This is a genomic window from Thiomicrorhabdus aquaedulcis, from assembly GCF_004001325.1.
GTDB classification, from domain to species: domain Bacteria; phylum Pseudomonadota; class Gammaproteobacteria; order Thiomicrospirales; family Thiomicrospiraceae; genus Thiomicrorhabdus; species Thiomicrorhabdus aquaedulcis.
The window spans coordinates 2009251-2032469 of sequence record NZ_AP018722.1; the positions used below are offsets into that span (position 1 = coordinate 2009251).

At 45.3% G+C, this 23219-nt stretch carries 17 protein-coding genes and 5 pseudogenes; 12 read left to right on the plus strand and 10 right to left on the minus strand.

Annotation, left to right across the window (positions count from 1 at the left end):
* Nucleotides 1–11: 11 nt before the first annotated feature.
* Nucleotides 12–476 (minus strand): FliG C-terminal domain-containing protein, encoded by a 465-nt coding sequence (locus EP181_RS09205; RefSeq protein ID WP_127471376.1) that lies wholly within the window; start codon nt 474–476, stop codon nt 12–14.
* 281 nt (nt 477–757) lie between these two features.
* Between EP181_RS09205 and EP181_RS09210 the strand changes: the two are divergent.
* The 8 genes and pseudogenes from EP181_RS09210 (at nt 758) to EP181_RS09245 (ending at nt 7697) form a co-directional block, all read left to right on the plus strand.
* Nucleotides 758–1767 (plus strand): annotated as a pseudogene (locus EP181_RS09210) (class I SAM-dependent methyltransferase).
* An 85-nt stretch (nt 1768–1852) separates the two neighbouring features.
* A pseudogene (locus tag EP181_RS09215) lies at nt 1853–2679 on the plus strand (undecaprenyl-diphosphate phosphatase).
* Nucleotides 2680–3028: 349 nt separating this feature from the next.
* Nucleotides 3029–3777 (plus strand): annotated as a pseudogene (locus tag EP181_RS12910) (substrate-binding domain-containing protein).
* A gap of 1 nt (nt 3778) precedes the next feature.
* Nucleotides 3779–5110 (plus strand): histidine kinase dimerization/phospho-acceptor domain-containing protein, encoded by a 1332-nt coding sequence (locus EP181_RS09230; protein ID WP_127471379.1) that lies wholly within the window; start codon nt 3779–3781, stop codon nt 5108–5110.
* A gap of 83 nt (nt 5111–5193) precedes the next feature.
* Nucleotides 5194–5742 (plus strand): ATP-binding protein, encoded by a 549-nt coding sequence (locus EP181_RS09235; RefSeq protein WP_172959736.1) that lies wholly within the window; start codon nt 5194–5196, stop codon nt 5740–5742.
* Entirely contained in the window at nt 5736–6131 is a 396-nt protein-coding gene (locus EP181_RS09240) for a response regulator (RefSeq protein ID WP_127471381.1), read from the plus strand. The genes EP181_RS09235 and EP181_RS09240 overlap by 7 nt, the downstream gene beginning before the upstream one ends.
* Before the next feature lie 22 nt (nt 6132–6153).
* Nucleotides 6154–6345, plus strand: coding sequence for a hypothetical protein (locus EP181_RS12505; RefSeq protein ID WP_232023409.1), 192 nt, complete (start codon nt 6154–6156; stop codon nt 6343–6345).
* On the plus strand, nt 6345–7697 hold the full coding sequence (locus EP181_RS09245; RefSeq protein ID WP_232023410.1) for an NAD(P)H-hydrate dehydratase: 1353 nt from the start codon (nt 6345–6347) through the stop codon (nt 7695–7697). The genes EP181_RS12505 and EP181_RS09245 overlap by 1 nt, the downstream gene beginning before the upstream one ends.
* 25 nt (nt 7698–7722) lie before the next feature.
* Here the strand turns inward: EP181_RS09245 and EP181_RS12510 are convergent, their stop codons facing one another.
* The 4 genes from EP181_RS12510 to EP181_RS09265 all read right to left on the minus strand — a co-directional run bounded on the left by EP181_RS12510 (nt 7723) and on the right by EP181_RS09265 (nt 11679).
* Nucleotides 7723–8577 (minus strand): response regulator, encoded by an 855-nt coding sequence (locus tag EP181_RS12510; RefSeq protein WP_232023411.1) that lies wholly within the window; start codon nt 8575–8577, stop codon nt 7723–7725.
* Nucleotides 8499–10373, minus strand: a complete 1875-nt coding sequence (locus tag EP181_RS09255) for a PAS domain S-box protein (protein WP_127471382.1) — start codon at nt 10371–10373, stop codon at nt 8499–8501. The genes EP181_RS12510 and EP181_RS09255 overlap by 79 nt, the downstream gene beginning before the upstream one ends.
* A 160-nt stretch (nt 10374–10533) precedes the next feature.
* Nucleotides 10534–10737: a zinc-finger domain-containing protein gene (locus EP181_RS09260; RefSeq protein ID WP_127471383.1), complete on the minus strand. Its 204-nt coding sequence runs from the start codon at nt 10735–10737 to the stop codon at nt 10534–10536.
* A 15-nt stretch (nt 10738–10752) separates the two neighbouring features.
* Nucleotides 10753–11679, minus strand: a complete 927-nt coding sequence (locus tag EP181_RS09265) for a branched-chain amino acid transaminase (RefSeq protein WP_127471384.1) — start codon at nt 11677–11679, stop codon at nt 10753–10755.
* A gap of 437 nt (nt 11680–12116) precedes the next feature.
* Here EP181_RS09265 and EP181_RS09270 point away from each other — a divergent pair.
* The 4 genes and pseudogenes from EP181_RS09270 (at nt 12117) to mrtJ (ending at nt 17431) form a co-directional block, all read left to right on the plus strand.
* Nucleotides 12117–13297: pseudogene (locus tag EP181_RS09270) on the plus strand (acetylornithine/succinylornithine family transaminase).
* Nucleotides 13298–13338: 41 nt separating this feature from the next.
* Nucleotides 13339–14249, plus strand: a pseudogene (argF, locus tag EP181_RS09275) (ornithine carbamoyltransferase).
* Between the two features lie 451 nt (nt 14250–14700).
* Nucleotides 14701–16797, plus strand: a complete 2097-nt coding sequence (locus EP181_RS09280) for a choice-of-anchor O protein (protein WP_127471385.1) — start codon at nt 14701–14703, stop codon at nt 16795–16797.
* A gap of 103 nt (nt 16798–16900) precedes the next feature.
* Nucleotides 16901–17431 (plus strand): JDVT-CTERM system glutamic-type intramembrane protease MrtJ, encoded by a 531-nt coding sequence (gene mrtJ, locus EP181_RS09285; protein ID WP_127471386.1) that lies wholly within the window; start codon nt 16901–16903, stop codon nt 17429–17431.
* A 100-nt stretch (nt 17432–17531) separates the two neighbouring features.
* On the opposite strand, the gene galU is transcribed toward mrtJ, so the two are convergent.
* From galU to folM, 5 genes are all read right to left on the minus strand, one after another.
* Entirely contained in the window at nt 17532–18428 is an 897-nt protein-coding gene (gene galU / locus EP181_RS09290) for a UTP--glucose-1-phosphate uridylyltransferase GalU (protein ID WP_127471894.1), read from the minus strand.
* Between the two features lie 41 nt (nt 18429–18469).
* Nucleotides 18470–20707: an ATP-binding protein gene (locus EP181_RS09295; RefSeq protein ID WP_127471387.1), complete on the minus strand. Its 2238-nt coding sequence runs from the start codon at nt 20705–20707 to the stop codon at nt 18470–18472.
* A complete protein-coding gene (locus tag EP181_RS09300) occupies nt 20707–21948 on the minus strand; it encodes a hypothetical protein (protein ID WP_127471388.1) in 1242 nt (413 codons plus the stop codon). The genes EP181_RS09295 and EP181_RS09300 overlap by 1 nt, the downstream gene beginning before the upstream one ends.
* Before the next feature lie 17 nt (nt 21949–21965).
* Nucleotides 21966–22184, minus strand: a complete 219-nt coding sequence (locus EP181_RS09305) for a hypothetical protein (RefSeq protein WP_127471389.1) — start codon at nt 22182–22184, stop codon at nt 21966–21968.
* 218 nt (nt 22185–22402) lie between these two features.
* Nucleotides 22403–23122, minus strand: a complete 720-nt coding sequence (folM, locus tag EP181_RS09310; protein ID WP_127471390.1) for a dihydromonapterin reductase — start codon at nt 23120–23122, stop codon at nt 22403–22405.
* Nucleotides 23123–23219: the final 97 nt, after the last annotated feature.

Below are 23219 nucleotides of genomic sequence, written 5' to 3' on the forward strand. Positions count from 1 at the left end.
TAAAGTTTGAGTTAAATGTATTGCGTGCGATCATTCACAAACTCAATCTGCCCCAATCCCTCTAGCTCAAACAGCTTTTCGACCACGCGTTTAATGGCTTCTTTAGCGGTTTCTTCGCTGGGCATGGTCGCTTTTTGTAAATCTTCATGCAGTTGTTTGGCCATAATGCCGCCAATATTACTGATAACGCTGTCGGATAAACCAGCATCACGTGCCACCATCATTAGCACTAGCACGTCTTGATTGTCTACTTCTCTTAAAAGCTTTTGCAGTTCAAGCGGCTTTAACTCTTTAAGCCGCAAACCTAATTTAATATAACTTTTTAAGGTTGAATGGCTTTCACCCCGCTCCAGTGCTAATAAATGTTCTAAGGTAATGCTTAACAGCTCTACCGCAAAACGATCCATTTTTACCGCACCACAACCTATGTGCACTAACCATTCATTTTCTTGCTGTTTTTTTATGCCCACTTTCATGCGGTTTTCTCGCCTTAAAATCAAAGATGCGGTTATTTTTAGTTCTAGCAATTATACTGCCAATCTTGCTATTCAACACACTGAATAACCTCTGTTCGTTTACTGGGGTTTATAGCATAATACGCATCTTAATTAACAAGTGCTGCTGCCCCTCTATGAAAGCCCACAATCAATTACCCGAACCCTGTGAATCTGCAAAACAGCAAAGCGCGCAATTAAGCCAAAAAATAAAGACTGCCTTGGCGCGCCACAAACATCTAAGCTTTGCCCAATACATGCAAATGGCACTGTATTCACCAGGCCTGGGGTATTACGCATCGCACTTGCCTAAAATTGGCCAAAGCGGCGATTTTATCACCGCCCCCGAAGTATCGCCCTTGTTTTCGCGCTGTTTAGCACGCCAAGCCGCGCAAGTATTAGCGCAACTTAGCACCCCCAACATTGTAGAATTTGGTGCCGGTAAAGGCACCATGGCCAAAGACATCTTATTGGAGTTGGCGCGCCTTAACCAACCATTAGAGCGTTACTATATTATGGAGCTGAGCGGCGATTTAAAACAACGCCAACAAGACCTATTACAAAACAGCCTGCCGAGCGAACTGTTTGCCAAAGTGGTGTGGTTAAGTGAACTGCCTAAAACCCCTATTTCGGCTGTCATATTGGCCAACGAAGTGCTTGACGCCATGCCTTTTGAACGCCTGCGCATCGAACCCCAGCACGCCTTAAAAGGCGATGTGGTTTACAACCCGCAACACAATCGCTTTGAATGGGACTATCAACCCATTACCCAACGCCCATTGCAACAGTTTGCTAACCAGCTCATTCAATACATTGGTCAACCGTCCCATTTAGGATATGAAACCGAAATTAATTTACACCTAGACCCTTGGTTAAAATCCGTTAGTCAGATTTTATCTGAAGGCGCGTTACTGGTCGTCGACTACGGTTACACGCGCAACGAATACTATCAACCTGCGCGAGTTATGGGCACATTACGATGCCACTACCAACACCGTGCGCACAGCAATCCCTTTTTTACCCCGGCCTGCAAGACATAACCGCACACGTTGACTTTACCGCCGTGGCCGAAGCAGGCTACAAACATGGATTTAAAGTGGCAGGGTTTAGTACCCAAGCGCATTTTTTAATGTCGACAGGCTTGCTTGATATGGTTAATAACTTGGATACCACCGTCACCGAACAGATACAATTAGCCCAACAAATTAAAACCCTAACCTTACCCAATGAAATGGGCGAAACCTTTAAAGTCATCGCGCTGACTAAAAAATAGAACAGCCATTGATGGGCTTTGCCATTCGCGACTTAAGACATCAATTGTAATCACCGCACTAAAACAAGCATACTAAGGCATTTTCATGGAAGAGATAAGCGTTATACAACCCACCCTAGACTGGCTACAAATTGTCTTTTTGGCCTTAGTACAGGGCATTACCGAATTTTTGCCTATTTCCAGTTCTGGACATTTGGTGTTGGTGCCCCAAATATTTGGCTGGCCTGACCAAGGTTTGGCATTTGATGTAGCGGTACACATTGGAACTTTATCGGCCGTAATTTGGTATTTTAAACACGACATTTGGTTAATGACGCGCGAGTGGAGTACCTCATTGGTAACCCGCCAGCCCACCTCAAACAGTCGTTTGGCGTGGTGGGTTATTTTAGCCACCTTACCCGCGGTGGGCGTTGGATTAATGATTAACAATGGCATAGAAGAAAGCTTACGCAACCCCCTGATTATTGCCGCTACCACCATCGTGTTTGGCGCGTTACTGTGGTGGTCGGACGTAAAAGGCCAAAAATCCGAGACGAATACAGCTTAAGCTTTAAAGACATATTTATTATTGGCGTAGCACAAGCCATTGCACTTATTCCTGGCACCTCGCGCTCGGGCATTACCATCACCGCCGCTTTAATGGTTGGTTTAACCCGCGAAGCCGCCGCACGATTCTCATTTTTACTGTCCATTCCCATTATATTAGGAGCAGGCCTGGTTAAGTTTAAAGACCTGCTTGAAAGCACCGTGCCGGTTCAGTGGGAAGCCATGTTTTGGGGTGCTCTGCTGTCGGGCATAAGCGCCTACATTATTATTGCTTTGTTTTTAAAATGGATTAGCGCCATTGGCATGGCACCGTTTGCCTGGTATCGTTTTGCACTGGGGGCGCTGCTTATTTACTTATTTATTTAAGACCGCAGAGCACCTCTATTAAGCCCATGCTTAAAAGGCTATCAAAAGCCAAAACCGAGTGTTAAAATCAAGGACTATTTTGGTGATTTACAGGTTGGCTTTACCCATGCAATGCTACTGCTTTATGCGCTCAACGTGCTTACTAAGGTCATTTAAACCCAATATTGTTAGGCTGCTCAGACAAATAATAAACTGGTCAGCCAACTGGTCAATAAACAGGTTAATTAGCCCCTTTATAGTCATTATGTTGCTCAGTGGTTGTAATAACCCAAACGAAAACAACCAGCAAACGGTCGCAAGCAGTACCCACAATCACCCCACCCCACTTAAAGTATTTAGCGGCATTACCATGGTAAAGCCGTTGCAAAAAATCGCCACCGAATTTGAACAGCGCACGGGCATTAAAGTCGAAATTCAACAAGGTGCTACCGGCTTAATTTACAAAACCTTAGTCATGGATCGCCAGGGAGATGTGTTTTTTCCGGGCTCAGAACGCTTACGCCTCCGAGACCAAGACCATCCTGATAATATTTTTGGCGAGCATGTTTTTGTTGGATACAATCGTTTAGCCATAATGGTACCCAAAGGCAATCCCAAGAATTTAAGCAACGATTTACACCAATTAACCAACCCTAACTTATCGGTGGTATTGGCCACTGTTAACTCGGGTACAGTAGGCCAAGAAAGTAAAAAATATTAGACAAATTAGACCTTACTGCCGCCGTATATGACAATATTACTTACTTTACAACCGACTCGCACCGTTTAACGAGCGCGTTACAACAAAAACACGCTGACGTGGTATTAAACTGGTACGCTACCAGCCAATGGGAAGAAAACAAGAACATCGTTGACGTGATTGCAATTGACCCCAATATTGCCACCTTAAAACGCCTAGAAATCAGCCTGCTTAACTTTTCAAAACAGCCCACCGTGGCCAAAGCGTTTTTAAATTTAGCACGCTCTGAATTTGGATTGCGCACCTTTGCAGAATACGGTTTTTTAACACCCGACGAGCTGACCCACGAGCTTGAACTTGAGCGCACAAAAACGCGTAACCATTCACAAACACCCTCTATAAGGGCCGAGCAACCTTAAAATGCCCACCAAACATCGCACCAACCTCTTGGCTCCTAGCCAAACGTCTAAAAACTTGTTTTTACTGTTTTTAGTATTTTTTATTGGCTTTAGCTTGCAAGCCATCTTAAACCTAAGCGTATCTAACTTTATATCTGAACTGGATAAAAAGCTCACTAACGCTGATGTGCAAAATTTAATTGGTCAAGACATCGTCTTGGACATTCATAAAATTGAATCTAACTTTTTTCAAATGGCGGCCTTCCCCAACCAGCATTTGCGCCGCATCCTAATTGAAAACATTCATAGAAATCAAACCGGCATTCAAAAGTACATACAGCTGCTAAACCAAGGAGGCGACTACAACCATCATTACAATTTAAACCTGCCTAATACCCCAGAATTAAAAGATGTCTTTAATTACATGCCCGACGAGCGCGATCGTTATCATTTTATTCAGGCCGAAATTACGCCTACCTTTGATATGATTAACCAGCAACTGATTCAAATCGAAAGCTTATTACGCGAAATTGATCGCTACAAACAAGAAGATTCGGCCAACATAGGCAATATTATTACCGAATACAAGCTGACGATTAAACAGCTTGCACCCACGTTTCAGCGTTTAAAAGAAAACGCTAACCAAATTTTTTATCGCAGCAAGCTTGATCATCAAACCCTAAAAGCTTATGTACAAAAACAAAAAACGTTGTATTACTTTATTCAAAGCATCCTAACAGGCCTGGTGATTTTACTGGGTGCGGTGGGCTTTTGGCGTTTGAGTAAAAACATTACCCAAACCACTCAGCAGATACAAATAAATCAGGATTACACCCAAGATATTTTAGATTCGCAATCCAATATTATTGTGGTGAACGACGGTGGCAAAAAAATCATTGATGTCAGCGGTGGGTTTTTTAGCTTTTTTGCCGACTATCCAACATTAGAAGACTTTGCCAACGATTACGCGTGCATTTGCGACTTATTTGTAAAAGAACCCGGCTTTATTTATAAGTTTGAAGACAAAAACTGGGTTCAATATTTACTCGAAAACCAGCATATTGCGCACAAAGTTAAGCTGGCCTACCGCGGCAAAATCACCACGTTTCAAATATCCGCTAACGAGTCTAAAAAGTACGGGCGCTTTATTATTTCAATGTTTGACATCAGTGAAAATGAAAAAATTAACACCGCTCTGCAAGAAGAAAAAAACAATGCTCTGTCGGCCACCAAGGCTAAAGGCGAGTTTTTGGCCAATATGTCACACGAAATACGCACGCCTTTAAACGCTATTTTGGGGTTTATAAGTCTTTTAAAAGACAAAGAGCACGACCCAGAATCTAAAAATATTTAGATACCATTAACGATTCCGGCCATTCGTTATTAGGCATCATTAATGATATTTTGGATTTTAGTAAAGTAGAAAGCGGTAAGTTTGTGCTTGACCCTATAGATTTTAGCCCCCGCAAAGAATTTACATCAACCGCCGATTTGTTTAGAGCGCGTTGCAGTGAGAAAAACATCTCGTTTACGCTTATTCTTGACCCAAACATTCCGCCAGGTCTTAACGCCGACATTTTAAGAGTCAAACAAGTTATTTCTAATTTACTGTCAAACGCCATTAAATTTACCGAACCCCAAAAGTCGGTAGAGTTGCGTGTAAATTACAATATCGATAAACAACACCTTGTATGCCATGTAATCGACGAAGGCTTGGGCATTAGCCTAGAAAACCAGCAACGTGTTTTTGAGGCGTTTTCGCAGGCCGAAAGCTCTACTACTCGTAAATTTGGTGGCACAGGCTTAGGACTGTCAATCAGTTCAAAACTCATTGAAATGCTAGGCGGTAAACTTGAGCTTACCAGTCAATTAGGCAAAGGCAGTGATTTTTACTTTAGCATTCCGGCCAAAACAGTCCAACTGACTAAAGCCGCCCACCCATTACCCATAAATAACCAGGTTTTGCAGGGCGCATTTTATTGGTAGAAGACAACAAAACCAATCAGTTGCTTATGACGGCCATCTTAAAACGCCAAGGCTTACAGTTTGATATTGCCAATGATGGACAAGAGGCGGTGACCATTTTAACGCAGCCGCATCAGTACAGTTTGGTGCTAATGGATGAAAACATGCCCAATTTAAATGGCATTGAAGCCACAAAACAAATTCGGACTTTTGAACAACTGCACGGCCTTAAACCGTTGCCTATTATTGCGCTAACCGCCAATGCGATGACCGGCGACAGAGAACGCTTTTTGGCTGCAGGCATGAACGAGTATTTAACCAAACCCATTAATATTCCCGCTTTAATGGATTTATTTGCCGTGTTTTTAACATCCGATGTCCAGGTATCTGAACCATCTACCCTCTCATAGCCACCGACTAGAGGTTAACCGTATGCTTAACTTTTACACCGCTCAACAAAGCCAGCGCATTGACCAATATGTCACCTCCAACTTAAGCATCTCAAGTCTGCTGCTGCTTAAACGTGCGGCGCTGTTTGCCTTTAACACCTTAACTTTGCACTACCCCAAAGCTCAAAAATACATTGTTTGTGCGGCGTTGGGCACAACGGTGGTGATGCTTTAATGGTAGCGCAATTGGCCAAAATGGCGGGATTAGACGTAAGCGTTACCCTGTTTGGCACACAAGCACAGCTTAAAGACGATGTGTTAACCGTGTATAACGAAGCACTTGCGCTTGGAATTACCGTTGAATTCTGGCCAATGCCTAAGCCTTTAAACAACTTGCTTGTTGATGCCGACGTGCTGGTGGATGGCCTGTTTGGTACTGGCTTAAACCGCGACATTACTGGAAATCTTGCTGAATTTATTACGGCTCTTAACCACGCAAAAATGTCTGTTTTAGCGTTGGATGTTCCCAGTGGTTTAGATGCCAACACCGGCCAACCAAAAGGGGTTGCCCTTAACGCCCAACATACCTGCAGTTTTATTACCCGAAAAATTGGTTTATACACAGCGCTTGGCGTGCAATACGCAGGCGTGCGCCATTTTAGCGATTTGTTTATTCCCCATGACGCCTATAACGCAGCGCATTACACACCGCAGCCTTCTTTGCCATTTTCAATGCACCCCATTGCTCAACATCACCCCCTTAAGCACTGGTTAAGCACTCTACCCCCAATGCAACCCAGCCGTCATAAAGGCGATGCCGGCACAGTGTGTTTAATTGGTGGCGACACCAGTATGATGGGTGCCCTGCAACTCGCGGGTTTAAGCAGTTTAAAAACGGGAGCAGGCCTGGTTAAACTGCTCAGTCATGCCCAGCACAGCATTGCCATCACCCAAGCCATTCCAGAACTTATGTGTTATGACACCACGCAATTAAGCACACAAGTCGCTCACGCCAAAGTCATTGCCATTGGGCCTGGCTTAGGCATTCAAGAATGGGGACAAACGTTATGGCAGCAAGTTAACAACCTAACAACCCCCAAAGTGGTAGACGCTGACGCGCTCAAACTTTTAGCAATGCATGCCGGGCAGACCAAATCGCAGGTTAATTTACCCTTGAATTCAACTAACAATTGGGTACTCACACCCCACCCTGGCGAAGCCGCACAACTCTTGGGCACAACCGCGCAAACGGTGCAAGCGGATCGAATAGCGGCGGTTAAACAACTGCAGCACCGTTATGGCGGTGTTGTGGTGCTTAAAGGCAATGGTACGTTAGTGTATGACGGACAACGCTTAGAGGTGTGTTTAGCCGGAAACGCGGGCATGGCAGTAGGTGGAATGGGCGATGTGTTGACCGGCTGTATTGCCAGTTTAATCGCTCAAGGCGCGACATTGTTTGACGCGGCGTGTTTAGGCGTAGCCTTACACGCCCACGCAGGGGATATTTTGGCCGAACAACAAGGACAAAAAGGCATTTTACCCTCTGACCTTCCGCCCGTAATTCGCCAACTTTTGCAGTACGCTTAGCTAAAAATACTCATACTTAACTGACCTAGCCTAGCCATTTTGTGAGTTTTTGCGCCATAATATTGGGGTTAACCGGCTTGGTAAGGTAGTCACTCATGCCAGAGGCATAACATTTTTCTTCATCGCCTTGCATAGCGTTGGCGGTCATGGCAATAACCGGTATATCTTTATTGGCTAAATTAGACGCTCTAAGCTCCTGAGTAGCCTGGTAGCCGTCTTTAATAGGCATTTGACAATCCATAAGCACCACATCAAACGGCTGCTGCGCCAAAAACTCTAACGCCTCTTGACCATTTTGAGCAACAGTGGCGCTTAATCCCATTTTTTTAAGTAACGCTAGCGCCAGTTTTTGATTTACCAAATTATCTTCTACCAACAAAATTTTGGCCGTTTGATTGGCTGACAAAGCCATATCTTGGGTTAAAAACGTGGTGACACTCTCTTTTGGCGAACCACAACTGTTTATCCAATGACTGATATTGGCGTACTTTATTGGCTTAATGCGCATTTTCACATCCAGCACTTGCATTTGCTCACGCCACTCACTGGCTTGCTTATGCGACACCAATAAAGTCACGCACTCATGCTGGGTTTTAAAGTCGTTAATTAAGCTTAAAGGCTGTTCGTAAATTCGTTGTATCTCGTCCATGTCCAACCAAACAGGAAGGCGCGCGTCTAAATCAGCCTCGTTTACCCCCACTAAATCGTAAGGTTTTACCACCACATTAAGTTTGGCAAATTGCGCCACATACCGCTCACATAAAGCGTCCTTAGGCATAACCCATATCAGTGTTTTGGGCTCTACCAACGGTTGTAAGCAAGGCACAAAGCCCTGCGATGACTCATTAAGCGCATCACATTCAATCGAAAAATAAAACACGACCCTTGCCCTAACTCACTTTTCACGGCAATGTCGCCGCCCAACAACGCTACTAATTGACGCGAAATAGCCAAGCCCAATCCCGTGCCACCAAATTGACGCGAAGACGAACTGTCTACCTGGCTAAAAACACCAAACAATTTACTTTGGCCTTCTAGCGAAATACCCATGCCAGTATCCACCACCTCAAAACATATTTTTTGAGACCCTTCGGCGGCTTTGATTACGTTTAAATACACGCTTCCCTGTTGGGTAAACTTAATAGAGTTACCCAACAAGTTAATTAACACCTGACGTAACCTAACGGGATCGGTATTAAAATGCGCCGGCAATTGCGGATCAATAAAATAAGCAAAGTTAAGGCCTTTGGCCTGTGCGGCGGGAGCCACCATATCCACAATACTGTCAAGCAAACTGACCAACGCCACCTCTTCAATCGACAAGTCGAGTTTACCGGCCTCAATTTTTGAAAAGTCTAAAATATCATTGATAATTCCCAACAGCGACTTAGCACTGCTTTCAACGGTTAAACTTAACTCTCTTTGTTCGGCGCTCAGGGCTGTATCGAGCAATAAACCGGTCATGCCAATCACACCGTTCATGGGCGTTCTAATTTCATGGCTCATATTGGCCAAAAATTCAGACTTCATTCGCACCGACTCTAAAGCAATATCACGGGATTTTTCGATGGCTAATTCGGCACTTCTTCGCTCGCGTCCGTCACGAATAATACCGGTAAAATTACGTTCTCGACCATTCCAAACTTCGCTCACCGCCAAATCAATGGGCACTAACTGACCTTCTTTATTAACCGCTTCAAGCTGACGAGTAAAGCCAATAACACGGGGTTCTCCCTCGGCTAAATAGCGCCTGAGGTATTCATCATGCTTTGAACGATGCGGCTCAGGCGTAATTAGGCTAATATTATTGCCCACTAAATCTTCTGCACTGTAACCCAATATTTTAGTAATGGCTTTGTTGACTTCAAGCACCACACCGTTTTCATTAATCACCACAATAGCGTCAACCACCGAATCCATGATGGCTTGGGTTTTAGCCTGCTGCAATTTTGCTTCAGCCACCGCTTTTTTATTACGATGCACCACCACTCCCAGCAGTAACAAAGCCAAAACAGCCATGCCCACCATGGCTAAAAAGGTAGTCCAAGCCGCCGCTTTGCTGTGTTCCTGTACCGCCGAAATAGGCCGTATTACCTCTAATACTCCGCGGACATCGCCTTCTTTCCAATCGGTTTTGGGAGAGCCTGTGTACGTGTTGTGACATCCTACACAAGTAGCTTTCATTACATCGGCCACAGCAAAGCGCAACACGCTTTGACCATTAACAATTTCGTACCGTGAAAACGATTCGGTGGGATTATCACGCAAATAGTTCATGGCTTGACGCTCAAAATCGTCACGCACACCACCGTCTTTGCGCCAGGTAAAAGGCATGTCGCTGTACAAACGCACTTTGTACTGGCTGTTAGCCGATAATTTATCGCCAAAATCAATCGCAAACGTGGCCGGCAATGGCACACTGCCGGGTTGTTTTAAATAGTTGTGAGTCACCGGCACATTGTATTGCTTCAGTGCCGGTAAAATAGTGCCGGCGTAAAAATTTCGAAACTGCGCCACCGAGCCCGAAAAATTGCGTGCGTCTTCAATGGCAATTTCATGGGCATGTTCTTCCGATTCTTGATAATGCAGCCAAAACACCAACGACACACCAGCCACTAAACCGATTGCCAAAATAGCAAACAGCGAATCCATTACCCACAAAAATAAGCGTTTCATAGTGTCTGTTCCAAATAATCATGTGGTCGTTTAGATGTGTGACCAGGCCTGGTGAATTCTATTTTTTTGCTTTACGGAGAATGCCGTCAGCAAAAACGAAAACAAAAAACCACTTTAAAGTGGTTTTAGGGGATCAGGTCAACTCATCACACCGCGCATATTAATGCCCAGTATGATGCGGATTCCAATCCTTGAGTACATATTCAGCGCCGCAATAAGGACATTTAGCGTGCCCAGTTTGCTCTATGGGCAAAAACACCCGTGGATGCGAGTCCCACAAACTCATGTCGTCGGTTGGACAGTGCAAAGGCAAGTCGTCGTACGTCACTTGACGTGGTGCTTTGACCGGTCGTGTTTCTGTCATAGGGTTCTCCAAAAATTAAGCAACCGGGGTTAACCAGTTTAAGTGCGGCGCAGAACGACCGTGCACAATGTCAAAATACAGTGTTTGCAGTTTTTCGGTAATAGGCCCACGCGAACCAATGCCAATTGGACGATTGTCTAGTTCACGAATGGGCGTTACTTCGGCCGCTGTACCAGTAAAAAAAGCTTCGTCGGCAATGTACACTTCGTCACGGGTAATGCGTTTTTCAACTACTTGCATGCCCAGCTCACGCGCCATGTGCATAATGGTTTTACGCGTAATCCCGTCCAAAGCCGATGTAAGTTCAGGGGTGTATAACACGCCGTCACGTATCATAAAGAAGTTTTCGCCCGAACCTTCGGCCACATAGCCTTCAGTGTCCAGCAACAACGCCTCGTCACAGCCGTGACTAATGGCTTCTTGCAAGGCCAGCATCGAGTTCATGTATGCGCCGTTGGCTTTGGCTTTGGTCATGGTAATGTTAGGGTGATGACGCGTGTAAGACGACGTAGCCACTTTAATACCGCGCGTTAGGTTTTCTTCGCCCATGTACGCGCCCCATTCCCAAGCGGCCACCATCACGTGCACTTTAAGATTGTCGGCACGCAACCCCATGCCCTCTGATCCGTAAAATGCCATAGGGCGAATATAGCCCGATTTTAAATTATTGGCGCTGACCGACATGCGATGCGCTTCGTTTACGGTGGCTTTATCGAACGGCATGGCCATGTTCATGATTTTGGCCGAATTAAACAGACGATCAGTATGCGCTTCTAACCTAAAAATAGACGTGCCTTGCGTGGCATCGTATGCGCGCACGCCTTCAAACACACCCATTCCATAATGTAATGTGTGTGTTAAAACGTGTACTTTTGCTTCGCGCCAAGGCACCATTTCACCGTCTAACCAAATCAGTCCGTCTCTGTCCGACATTGTACGCATCAAATTTACTCCACCGTAATGTATTTGCCATAATTAAGTCGGTCATTTTATCCTAAAATAAATATCCTTTATCGCTCTTTATGACTGTTTTTATAATTTTTTAATCCTTATTGTCGCTAAACGCATCCTAAAAGAGGTCAAAAAGTTAATTTACTTGATATTTTATGGGGTTGCGCTAGAATTACTTTTTTGAAAATTTCGCTTCAAAAAGCAACCGCTGTGGGCACATTCTTTGCGTATATTAAATAAGACCTTAAAAGGCCTCTAAATATGCGTTGATGCTGACCTAATAACCCGGTTGCTTTTTTTGTTTATGCTGGGTTGACCTTTAAATTTAAACCGCGTAAACACATCTCTAACCCTTGGCACCCAAACTTACACAAAACAAACAAAACAACACACATGTCACCAGGCCTGGTAAGAATAAGGATTAAAAAATGTCTGACCATTTAATGAACACCTATGCAAGACTCCCCGTTACCTTTGAAAAAGGCGACGGTGCAACGCTGCAAGACTCAAATGGAAAAACGTATTTAGACGCTGTCAGCGGCATTGCCGTGTGCAGCCTTGGGCACGCGCACCCCGCCATTGCTGAGGCCATTTGCCACCAAGCGCATCAACTTATTCACACCTCTAACTTATACCATGTGGCCAATCAACAAAAACTGGCCGACAAACTCATTGAGTTGTCCAATATGGACCGAGTGTTTTTTAGTAATTCGGGTGCCGAAGCCAATGAAGCGGCCATTAAAATTGCCAAAAAGTTTGGCCACCATAAAGGCATCAACGAACCGGCTATTATTGTGATGGAAAACAGCTTTCACGGTCGCACCATGGCCACGCTGTCTGCCACGGGTAATAAAAAATTCAGGAAGGTTTTGAGCCGTTGGTGGGCGGATTTGTTCGCGTACCGTTTAACGATGTTGCTGCGGTAACAGCCCACAGCCAAAACTCTAATATTGTGGCCATTTTAGTAGAGCCCATTCAAGGTGAAGGCGGAGTTTTTGTACCCGATGCAGGCTATTTAAAGGCCTTAAAAACCATCTGTGAAGCCAACGACTGGTTGCTTATGATTGATGAAATTCAAACCGGTGTAGGACGCACTGGCAAATGGTTTGCCCATCAACACGACGGCATTGTACCCGACGTAATGACCCTAGCCAAAGCCTTGGGCAATGGTGTACCCATTGGGGCGTGTTTGGCCAAAGGCCAAGCGGCTCAAGTGTTTGTACCTGGCAACCACGGCACTACATTTGGCGGCAATCCGTTAGCCTGTGCGGCCGGTTTAGCCGTGATTAACGTGCTTGAAGTGCATAATCACATTGCCGCCGTAGCGCACAAAGGTGAACAGCTTTTGTCAGATTTTAAACACGCTTTAGCCAATTTACCAGGCCTGGTCGAAGTGCGCGGCAAAGGCTACATGATAGGCATACAACTTGACCGCCCTTGTGGTGAGTTAGTCGGCCAGGCTTTAGAGCAAGGGTTGCTCATAAACGTCACTCGTGGCGACACCATTCGTTTGTTACCTTCGTTTGTGATGAGCACGCAACAGAGCCACCAATTAGTTGAAACCTTATCAAAATTAGTGCGCGAATTTTTAACTAAAAACGCTGCGTAATTAAACGGCAAACTTTCAAAAAATAACTCAAAGAATCCTTTATGACCGTTAGACATTTTTTAAAATTAACCGATTTAACGCCAGCGGAACTCAATCACATTCTGTTACGTGGCATTGAGTTAAAAGCCATGCACAAAGCCGGCGAGGCCTATGAACCCTTGCTGAACCAAACCTTGGCGATGATTTTTGAAAATCTTCTACTCGCACGCGCATCTCATTTGAAACGGGCATGACTCAACTTGGGGGTCACGCGATTTTTCTATCGTCTAACGACACCCAGCTAGGCCGTGGCGAACCCATCGAAGACAGCGCACGCGTTATTTCGAGCATGGTGGACGGCATTATGGTGCGCACCTTTGAGCACGACATTGTCGAAACCATGGCCAAACATTCCAGCGTGCCCGTCATTAACGCCTTAACCGATGATTTTCACCCCTGCCAACTGTTGGCCGACATGCAAACCTACCACGAACACCGTGGCAGTATAAAAGGCAAAACCGTGGTATGGGTGGGTGACGGCAATAATATGTGCCAGTCGTACATTAACGCCGCACGCCAATACGGTTTTAACTTACGCATTGCCTGCCCGGTAGGTTACGAGCCTGACATGCAACTGGTTGAAGCCAATAAAAGCTTTGTTGAGATTATTCACAACAGTTTAGAAGCCGCCACAGGCGCCGATTTAATTGCCACTGACGTATGGGCCAGCATGGGACAAGAAGAAGAGCAAAAATTGCGTGTAAAAGCCTTTGCTAATTTTCAGGTCAACAGCAACGTCATGCATCAAGCCAACCCAGACGCGCTGTTTATGCACTGCCTACCCGCTCACCGTGGCGAAGAAGTCAGCGCCGAAGTCATGGACAATCCCGATTCGGTGGTGTGGGACGAAGCCGAAAACCGTCTGCATTCACAAAAAGCCTTGCTTGAATTTTTAATGGCTAAGAATAACTAAAAGTAACTTAAGAACAACTTAAGAACAACTTAAGAACAACTTAAGAGTAACTTAAGAGTAAAAAAAGCTCTAACACGTTAGAGCGCTTTTAAAACCGCAAACTGCCTTAATGTTTGTTAAAACACCTCTCAAAATACATTTCAAAACACATCTGAAACACCTCTCAAAACACCCATTCAACCCTAAAATAAATATTAACCAGGCCTGGTCATATTTGTTTTTCACTTTAAATCGACAATAAATAAGCCATTGATTTAAATCAAGTTAAACACCATTAACCACTCAAAACCTTATCTAAATCAACTCAAGCACCACTCAATCACCCTTGTGGGTGATACCTATTTTAGGGTGTTTTTTTCACAATAAAGCTGTACCAAAAATCGTTTAAATCAGTCTGAATTGTTCTGAATTGTTTTAAACCCTGTATTTGCTTTATCGTGAGGAACCCAAAATGAAACTACAAAAAAAAGCCCTGCTACTTGCCATGACTGCCACCTTTGCGATTCCAATGGCGCAAGCAGAGACTGCCCCAACTCAATTACAATTTAGTGACCCTATTCGCGTTAACGACCGCGCCCCTGCAGACTTTGGCCAAGGCAATAAAGTTAAATTAGATTTGCTGGGCAACGGCATGCTCATCAGCACCTTTGGCGAAGCGGTAGACGGCACAAAATTAGTTTACGACCCAAAAGACCAAGTTGAACGTCCAGCCAGTGATATTTTTGTGCGCACTTGCAATACCATTACCGCAGACTGCTCGGTAGAGAGTAATTGGAGTAACCCTGTTAACCTATCCAACACCGCCACCCGAAGCAGCATGAACGCCGATTGGCAAGGAATCAATGGTGAACCTTCTGCCTTTTGGGGCGATTCAGACAAACCCAACGTTTCGACCGGTGGCACTAACGTCATGGTCAGCTGGACGGATAAATTTTGCCCCGCTATGGACGGTGATACGGATGGCACCAATCAGCGTGCGGTGACTTATTTAACCCGCGAAAACCGCGAAATCCCGTTTAGCTGTACTTATGTAAGCCAATCCAGCGATGGTGGAATGACATGGAGTGTGGCCAAGCAATTATCAGATGGCTCGCGTGACGCCAAACAAGACGTTAACAAAGTAGCCCTTGATGGCAAAGCTGTTGTCACCTGGCAAGAAGACCCATTAGGACTGTCGCTAGGCGAGGGTGATGGGCCAGGCGATGGTGCGTCAGGTGCTACGGCCTCACACGGAACCGATATTTGGATCAGTACCAAAACGGCGGCAACCGATTTTAGCGCAGGCGTTCGCATTACAGACAATTATGGCACTCAGAGCGCCTCGGGACAGCATGACCCTATAAAAGATGCCACTGGCAACTTAGTGGACGATGCTAACATCGAAAGCGGTCAAGTCGCCGCTACTCGTGCTAACACCAACTTAGTAGGCCCCAACATAGTGGTGGCCTATGAAGAAAGCAAAGGTTCAGAAGGCTTAGACGATGGCAAGTACGTGCGTTATCACGCCATTCCATTTGCTAACCCTCTTAATCCAACTACGGTCACCGGCCAAGCCGCTGGTTGTATTATCTCGAACCCCACTGAAAACGCACGTCGCGTGCGTTTTATTCCACAAGCCATTCCAGGCACCGAAAGTGGTGTGCAAATGGGTATCTTTTGGAAAGAGGGTGAAAACACCAACGGTGGACCGTCGGACATTATGGTGCGTTTAGCCAAAAATGGCGTACAACCCGCTAACATGACCCCTGCGGTAGACCCAAACTGCGCCACCTCTGATTTTGCCACCGCACAGGCGTTAACCAGCGTAAGAGCATCAAACTTAAGCAGTAACACCAAGGCCGGCACCAATAACTTAACCGATGCCACCGACACCAACCCGTACGAAAATGCCTTGGCGCATCGCGGAGCCATTGTGGGGGACGATGTGTACGTAGGTTACAGTTACACCACCGACTGGGCGTTGGCCACTTATACCGACCAAGTGATATACGATTTTTGGCTACGTCACTACGACGGCACCACCGACACTTGGTCAGCGGCTAAAAACCTGTCTAACCTTCCCACCAACGAGTTTGACGTGCGTGAACCACGTTTTGTTAAAACCCCAGCAGGAGATGGATACAATCCCAACGCCTTTATTGTGGCTTGGGGCTTACAAACCAACGTACCTACGCACATAGAATCGCCAGAAGATGTCGATATTATGTACACGCGTAGCTTTGACAAAGGCCAAACCTTTGAGCCTGTGGTCAGCATTACCAACCCAGAAGGTGTCGGACGATTTGAGTCACAACTGCGCCCAACCCCTGACGGGTTAACGTTGTACGCCGCTTGGAACGAAAGCACCATCGATGGCAAAACCAAAGCGATGATTGCGGTTGCCGAAACCATTGATGCGCCAGTACCAGAACCTTTGCCAGCGGTGGCAACCAGTTCCAGCTCGGGTGGGTGCAGCTTAAACCAACAAGCCAAGTTTGACCCTCTCTTGCCCGCGCTGTTGCTGGCGGCCTTAGGGTTCTTAGGGTTTAGACGTTTTAGCAAAAAATAACCCAAATCCTTTAGCTATCCGCTAAAGGTAAAGGGCTCGCTCTGTAAAAGGCATTCACCCTAAATGAGTGCCTTTTTTTTGCCTTAAAAGCGGAGAAAACATCATGCCGCACACCTCGCACAGTTCTAACTCTTTAGACTCCTTACACACCTTTAACCCAATTGGGGCACATTGCTCGGGTTATTTTTTAACCCAAAAATGGTTTTATCTCGCCCTGCTCTTCGCGCCGTTGAGCTTAAGCACGATTGCATTTATAGCGCCCAATTTACTGCAACACCAGCCCTGGCATTGGCCCGCGTGGTTTATTTTGATTGTTTGGCAACCGGTGCTTGAAGAACTTATATTTAGAGGACTAATACAACAAAAACTAACTCACCAGGCCTGGTTAACTCGTTTTTTTAACACAAACACGGCATTAAACACCCTGTGCATTGGCGGCATTAGCGCGGCAAACCTAGTCACCAGTTTACTGTTTACCAGCCTGCATTTTTTGTATCATCCACCCCTTTTAGCCTTGGGTGTGTTGGTGCCTTCGCTTATTTTTGGCTGGTTTTTTGACCGTTATCATTGCGTTGTGCCGGCCATACTGCTGCACAGCGTCTATAACGCGGTGCTACTGTTTAGCTTCTTTTAATGCAAAAAAAAGCGTAACTTTCGTTACGCTTTTTTTCAAATGACCTTCTAATTCCTTATTAGGTCGCTCTACTGTCTAAAACAGCTGGTCAATTAAGCTCTTACTCTTTTTTCTTTTTAAGCGGCTTTAATTCTAAACTGGCTAAATAGTCATTAAACGCCGCCCCCAAATTTGGATCACGCAATGCATATTCTATATTGGCGCGTAAAAAGCCTAGTTTATCGCCACAGTCGTAACTTTTGCCGTCTTTAAATTCAAACCCAAACATAACCTCTTCGTTTAACAAAGTGGCCATCGCGTCGGTTAACTGAATTTCACCCCCCACACCCGCTTTAGTCGTCTTTAACAACTCCATTAAGCGCGGGGTAAAAATGTAACGACCCACTACCGATAGATTAGACGGTGCTTCTTCAGGCTTAGGTTTTTCGACCAACTGATGCACGCGCAAATCGACTTCGCTTACCCCTGCAATGCCGTATTTATTCACCTGATCCATTGGCACTTGCTCTAATGCAATGACGCTGGTGTGCACGGTTTCGTAGTATTCGGCCATTTGCGCCAAACAGCCCTTGCGCGGATGGTGCATCAATACATCAGGCAACAACACCGCAAACGGCTCATTTGGGGCAATAATGTGTGCGGCACACAAAATAGCGTGACCCAAACCCAACGCTTCTGGCTGACGTACCGACACAAAATTTACATTGGGTGGCGTAATGGCTTTCATGGTGGCCAAACGATCCAGCTTGCCCCCTTCAATCAATTTAGCCTCAAGCTCGTAATGCGAGTCAAAGTGGTTTTCGATGGCGCCTTTGCTTGAATGCGTGACAAAAATAATGTCGGTAATGCCCGCTTCGGCCGCTTCATGAATAATGTATTGAATCAATGGCTTATCCACCACCGTCAACATCTCTTTTGGGATGGCTTTAGTGGCCGGTAAAAAGCGCGTTCCCAACCCTGCTACCGGAATAATCGCCTTAGTTAACTTTGCATAAATCACAATAACACTCCTAAAACCATCAAAAATACGTGCCTCTATTAAGGCAAATTTGTGGCGGCTATTCTATCCGAATCCGCATTTAGGATGGCATTAAATAATCGCTTTACATCAATGGGTTTGCTTAAAAAGTCATCCATACCCGCGGCTTTGCAGGCCGCCTGATCGTCGGAAAACGCGTTGGCGGTAAGCGCAATGATTTTGGGCTGTTTAATAGACAGCTTACGAATCTCTCGCGTGGCGGTAAGTCCGTCCATATTGGGCATTTGCATGTCCATTAAAATAACATCGTAATCACGCGCATTAACGGCAATTAGGGCTTCTAGACCATCGTTGGCGGTGTCAACCGTTACCCCAATTTTTTCTAACAACTTACTGGCCAGCATGCGATTAATTAAGTTGTCTTCTACCAATAACACGCTTAAATGACTTAACGATTGAGTATTGGGCGTGCTGACGTATTGACCAGGCCTGGTGATCTCGGTGGCTTGAGCAAAAAACGTAAAATGAAACGTTGAACCAACGTGCTCGGTGCTGTCAATCCAAATGGTTCCTTGCATCAGTTCAGCCAGTTTTTGACAAATAATCAACCCCAATCCTGTGCCACCGTATTTGCGGGTAATAGAGGCGTCGGCTTGGCTAAAGGGTTTAAATAATTTATCAATGGCGCAGGCCGATAAGCCAATTCCGGTGTCGCTTACGGTGGCATGAAAACGGTTTTTAGCGTTGTCTTGCTCAACCTTAAGCGTGACCGCGCCTTGATGTGTAAACTTGATGGCGTTGGACAGTAAATTAAAAAAGACTTGTTTAATGCGCGTTGCATCGCCTTGTAAAAATTGAGGAAAATCAGGCGGATAATGCACACTAAACGCCAAATCTTTTTGCTTGGCTTGCAGTGAAAAAATACTGTAAAGCTCGTTAAATAACTGGTGCGCATCAAAGGCGACCTGTTCTAATTCTAACTTGCCGGCTTCTATTTTAGAAAAATCCAACACGTCATTAATAATGCTCAGCAGAGTTTGCCCACTGCTTTGCAACACGTCTACATAATGACGTTGCTCTGGGCTTAACGGCGTATCCATAAGCAGGTTTGACATGCCTAATACGCCGTTCATGGGGGTTCTTATTTCGTGACTCATGGTGGCCAAAAATTCACTTTTGGCCACGGTGGCGGCTTGGGCTTTTTGCAAGGCGCAAGCCAGTTCTTGGGTGCGCAATGCCACTTTTTGCTCTAGGCTATCGGCAAAATTTTCGAGCTCTTGGTTTCTAACGTTAAGTTCTTGCGTGGCTTGTTCGGCTAAATTTTTGGCTCTTAGCAACTCTTGCTCTAAACCAATACGTTGCGTCATGTCTTTAGCGGTTACTAAAATGCGTTGTTTATCGCTCATTAAAACCATGGCCATGTTAACCACAATTTCTTTTTGGTCTTTAACCAAACAGGTTTTAATAAGGTCTTTAACAAAGCCTAAATCCATCACAGCATCAATGGCTTGATAGGTAATATCAAGATCTTCTGGACGCGTTAAGCTAATGCAACTGGTGCGTTTGAGCTCGACCAAACTAAACCCTGTTAACTCTAAATACGCTGGATTGGCGTCTAAAAAGGCGGTTGTGTGCACGTCTAAAATAGCAATGCCGTCTTTTGCGCTGCTGTAAATGGCTTCAAAACTGTTTTTTTGCTCTAAGAGTTCTTGGGTTCGAATGGCAATATTTTCATTTAAACTGGATTTTTCGAGTGACCAGGCCTGGTAAAAGTGCGCGTTGTTTACCGCGTGCGATAGGCTAGAAATTAAATTCATCACACAAGTTTTTAACACAGGATTGGCCACACAGCGCGTTGGATTAGGCGCGCTGTTGCCCACAACAATTAAGCCATAAGGCGCTTCTTGATCGCCGGCAAACAATTGCAAGTGCGCTTCTTGCAACCCCAACGAGCTTAAAAACTTTTGCGCCATTAACACCGGTTCGCTAGAAGTGTGAGTAATGGCTTGTTGGCTTAGACGCAAAGACTCAATGATTTCGCCCGACAACAATAGGTTAATTATGGGTAATATTTTTTGCTGTGCGGTGTTTTCATACCCACCGTGCGAATGCACTTTAAACAAACCGCTGCGGTCGTCGTGTACAAAAATTAAACACCGTTCAAACCCTAACTGCGTGCGGGTAAAATCAATGGCCAACGCATACATTTCTTCAACTTGGCTTTGCTCATTTACCCGGCTCCAGAGCTGGTAAAGTTGTTGATAAATTTGATTAAGCGCATCAATTTGGTAAGGCATTATAAAAACACTTCTACTTCTAAATAATCGTCGCCCATGGCGATGCTTTTGGTCATTTTAGTTTGGTATTTAGCCGTTGAGCGGCGCATTTGTCTAAAGCCTTCTTCGGAGTCAATGCGTTCGCCTTCTACCAAACGAGTGCTGTAAATAAGTTGCATTAAACCAGTAAAACCGCCGCTGTTAGCCCAATGCACTGGGTAGGTACTTTGGCCGTACATGCGTTGATAACTTAAATCTTCAAAGTCGTTGTAGTTACGAAATACCGCGCGTTCTGGCGATAATTCTACCGCCGTGTGATAGCCCCAACCCATGGTATTAATTAATGCGGCTAAGCCTTTTACCCAGTCTTCTTTAGAATGTAAATACGGCTTAACGGCCATGCGCCACTCTTCTGACGTCATAATTCCGGCGTAGGTAAAAAACCCACACGCGTGACCGGCTTCTAACAGCAGTTCGGACGCTAAAGTTTCACCGTATTCACCCGCCACATCGCTCATGGCGCGCATAAATTCAAACTGCAAGCGGTTTACATAATCACTTTGATTGCGAACTAAATACACGCCAAACGCGGAAATATAGCCTTCTTCATTGCCCACAAAATGGGCGTGCGCGCCCAAAAATGCTTGGGTAATAGTGGCTTCATGCTCCCAATTTAACGATTGTTTTGGCACCTCTACAAAGCGTGTGGGTGCTTTGGGTGGATAGGTGGCAAAGTTGCCTGTTTGAGGACTGTGTGCGCGTGAAATTTTATGGGTATTAAAGGCGTCTCCGCAGGCCATGCACATGGTTTGCTGTGCGGTAACCTGCGCCAACGGCACTTGGTAAATCACTGCGTAAACAGCGGCTAAATAACCGCGCGTGTAATAATCGACTGGCTTTATAGCTTTACCAAACTTCATTAACCAGGTTTTAGAAAAAAATGATTTATAGGTAATCAATTCAATGCCTTCGGCATTGAGCGTGGATAAATCAATTAAGCCATAACCAAAGGCTTTGTAAACGTCTTGCGCCATTTGCTTGGATTGATTTTCGTCTAACCCTGCACACAACTGGGTTAACTGGTGGTAAACCGCATCGGCGGCCGAACCTATTAAAAAGGGTTCGCTGTCAATATAGTGGGCGTCTAAAATAGAGCGTTGCAAATAATTAATATAATGGTGACAGTGAAAAACCATTGCCTCGCCGCCAATGTCCAGAGCGTTGTGCTGTTCGTCAAACGTGTATTGGTGAATATCAAACATAATAACCTCGCATAACACTACTTAAAAGACTGGCCAACCAGGTCTTGAGCGGTGCTTAACACCTGTTGATATAGTTCAGCCGGCACATCAATCACCTGGGCATTAGTAATGTCTTCTGGGGTCAACTTTAAACCTGCGTTTAAAAACTGGGGCAGTAAAGTAACTAAAATTCGATCGATGATTTTAGCCTCGCCATTGGCTTGCGCCCAGCGCAAAATAGGAACGATATTTTTCACGGCTTTTCTCTGCTTTTGAGTTTTGATGAGTCTGTAAATGAGTCTAACTTGCTTAGTTTAGTTTATGTAGTTTTAGAGGCATTTTAAAGGTCTCTAATAGTAACCAGGCCTGGTTATTACACAATCGATAACTTAGGTTAGAACCTGCGACAGTTCTTAGGTTAAAACCTGCAACGGTAAGAGTACTTAGGTTGCTGGCTGATTTTAATTTGTTTAGATTACATCAAACCTCGGCCACCGTCCAAATTTAATACGGTTCCAGTGGTGTAATTATTGTTCATTAAATACTCTACGGCTTGCCATACCACCTCAGCTCCCGGCTCAATGCCCAGCGCCGACTGCGCTAAACGCTTGGTTTTATAGTCAGCACTGTCGCCTTCATTAAATAAAATTAACGCCGGAGCTAGGTCGTTTACCTTAATATGCGGGGCGTATTTTTTAGCGAATCCTTTACTCATCGATTGCATGGCGGCTTTGCTGGCCAAATAGGCAATGTGGTCAACCGAGGGGCGCGCGACACTAAAGTCCGAAATTGAAATAATGTCTTTTAACGGGCTGGAGCTGGCCAACAACAGCCCATGCAACGCTTGATTAAGCGCGTAAGGCACTTCAACGTGCACCTTAAACAGTTGGGTGTAGGCGTTTAATAACGGCCAATCGTCGTCGCTCAACCATTGCGAGGCGTTGTGAATTACACAACGCAAACTGTCAACCTGGTTGTGCAGTTGCGTCAACATCGCCTCTATGGCATGGGGTTGGTTAAAATCCACCTGAATACCCACCGCCCCCATGGCTTGCAATTGCGCCACTTGTGGGTGGGCGGTGCGATAGGTAAATACCACCGGATAATTGGTGTGGGTTAAAAATTGTTGTACCAAAAATGCGCCAATACGTTGCCCTGCGCCGGTAATAAACACCCCATTTTGCAAACGATTCATGGTTAACGCCCTTTGTAGTGGGTTGGACTGGATTGTATTGAGTTGTATTAAATTGCGCAGATGACTGCCAAGCGGCGATGAATGGATAACCCTTAAT

What these genes read in the sequence shown, in the direction of transcription:
- EP181_RS09205 (WP_127471376.1), bottom strand. Translation starts at nt 476, where the DNA reads ATGAAAGTGGGCATAAAAAAACAGCAAGAAAATGAATGGTTAGTGCAC.
- EP181_RS09230 (WP_127471379.1), top strand. Translation starts at nt 3,779, where the DNA reads ATGCCCACCAAACATCGCACCAACCTCTTGGCTCCTAGCCAAACGTCT.
- EP181_RS12505 (WP_232023409.1), top strand. Translation starts at nt 6,154, where the DNA reads ATGCTTAACTTTTACACCGCTCAACAAAGCCAGCGCATTGACCAATAT.
- EP181_RS09245 (WP_232023410.1), top strand. Translation starts at nt 6,345, where the DNA reads ATGGTAGCGCAATTGGCCAAAATGGCGGGATTAGACGTAAGCGTTACC.
- EP181_RS09255 (WP_127471382.1), bottom strand. Translation starts at nt 10,373, where the DNA reads ATGAAACGCTTATTTTTGTGGGTAATGGATTCGCTGTTTGCTATTTTG.
- EP181_RS09260 (WP_127471383.1), bottom strand. Translation starts at nt 10,737, where the DNA reads ATGACAGAAACACGACCGGTCAAAGCACCACGTCAAGTGACGTACGAC.
- EP181_RS09265 (WP_127471384.1), bottom strand. Translation starts at nt 11,679, where the DNA reads ATGCGTACAATGTCGGACAGAGACGGACTGATTTGGTTAGACGGTGAA.
- EP181_RS09280 (WP_127471385.1), top strand. Translation starts at nt 14,701, where the DNA reads ATGAAACTACAAAAAAAAGCCCTGCTACTTGCCATGACTGCCACCTTT.
- mrtJ (WP_127471386.1), top strand. Translation starts at nt 16,901, where the DNA reads ATGCCGCACACCTCGCACAGTTCTAACTCTTTAGACTCCTTACACACC.
- EP181_RS09295 (WP_127471387.1), bottom strand. Translation starts at nt 20,707, where the DNA reads ATGCCTTACCAAATTGATGCGCTTAATCAAATTTATCAACAACTTTAC.
- EP181_RS09300 (WP_127471388.1), bottom strand. Translation starts at nt 21,948, where the DNA reads ATGTTTGATATTCACCAATACACGTTTGACGAACAGCACAACGCTCTG.
- folM (WP_127471390.1), bottom strand. Translation starts at nt 23,122, where the DNA reads ATGAATCGTTTGCAAAATGGGGTGTTTATTACCGGCGCAGGGCAACGT.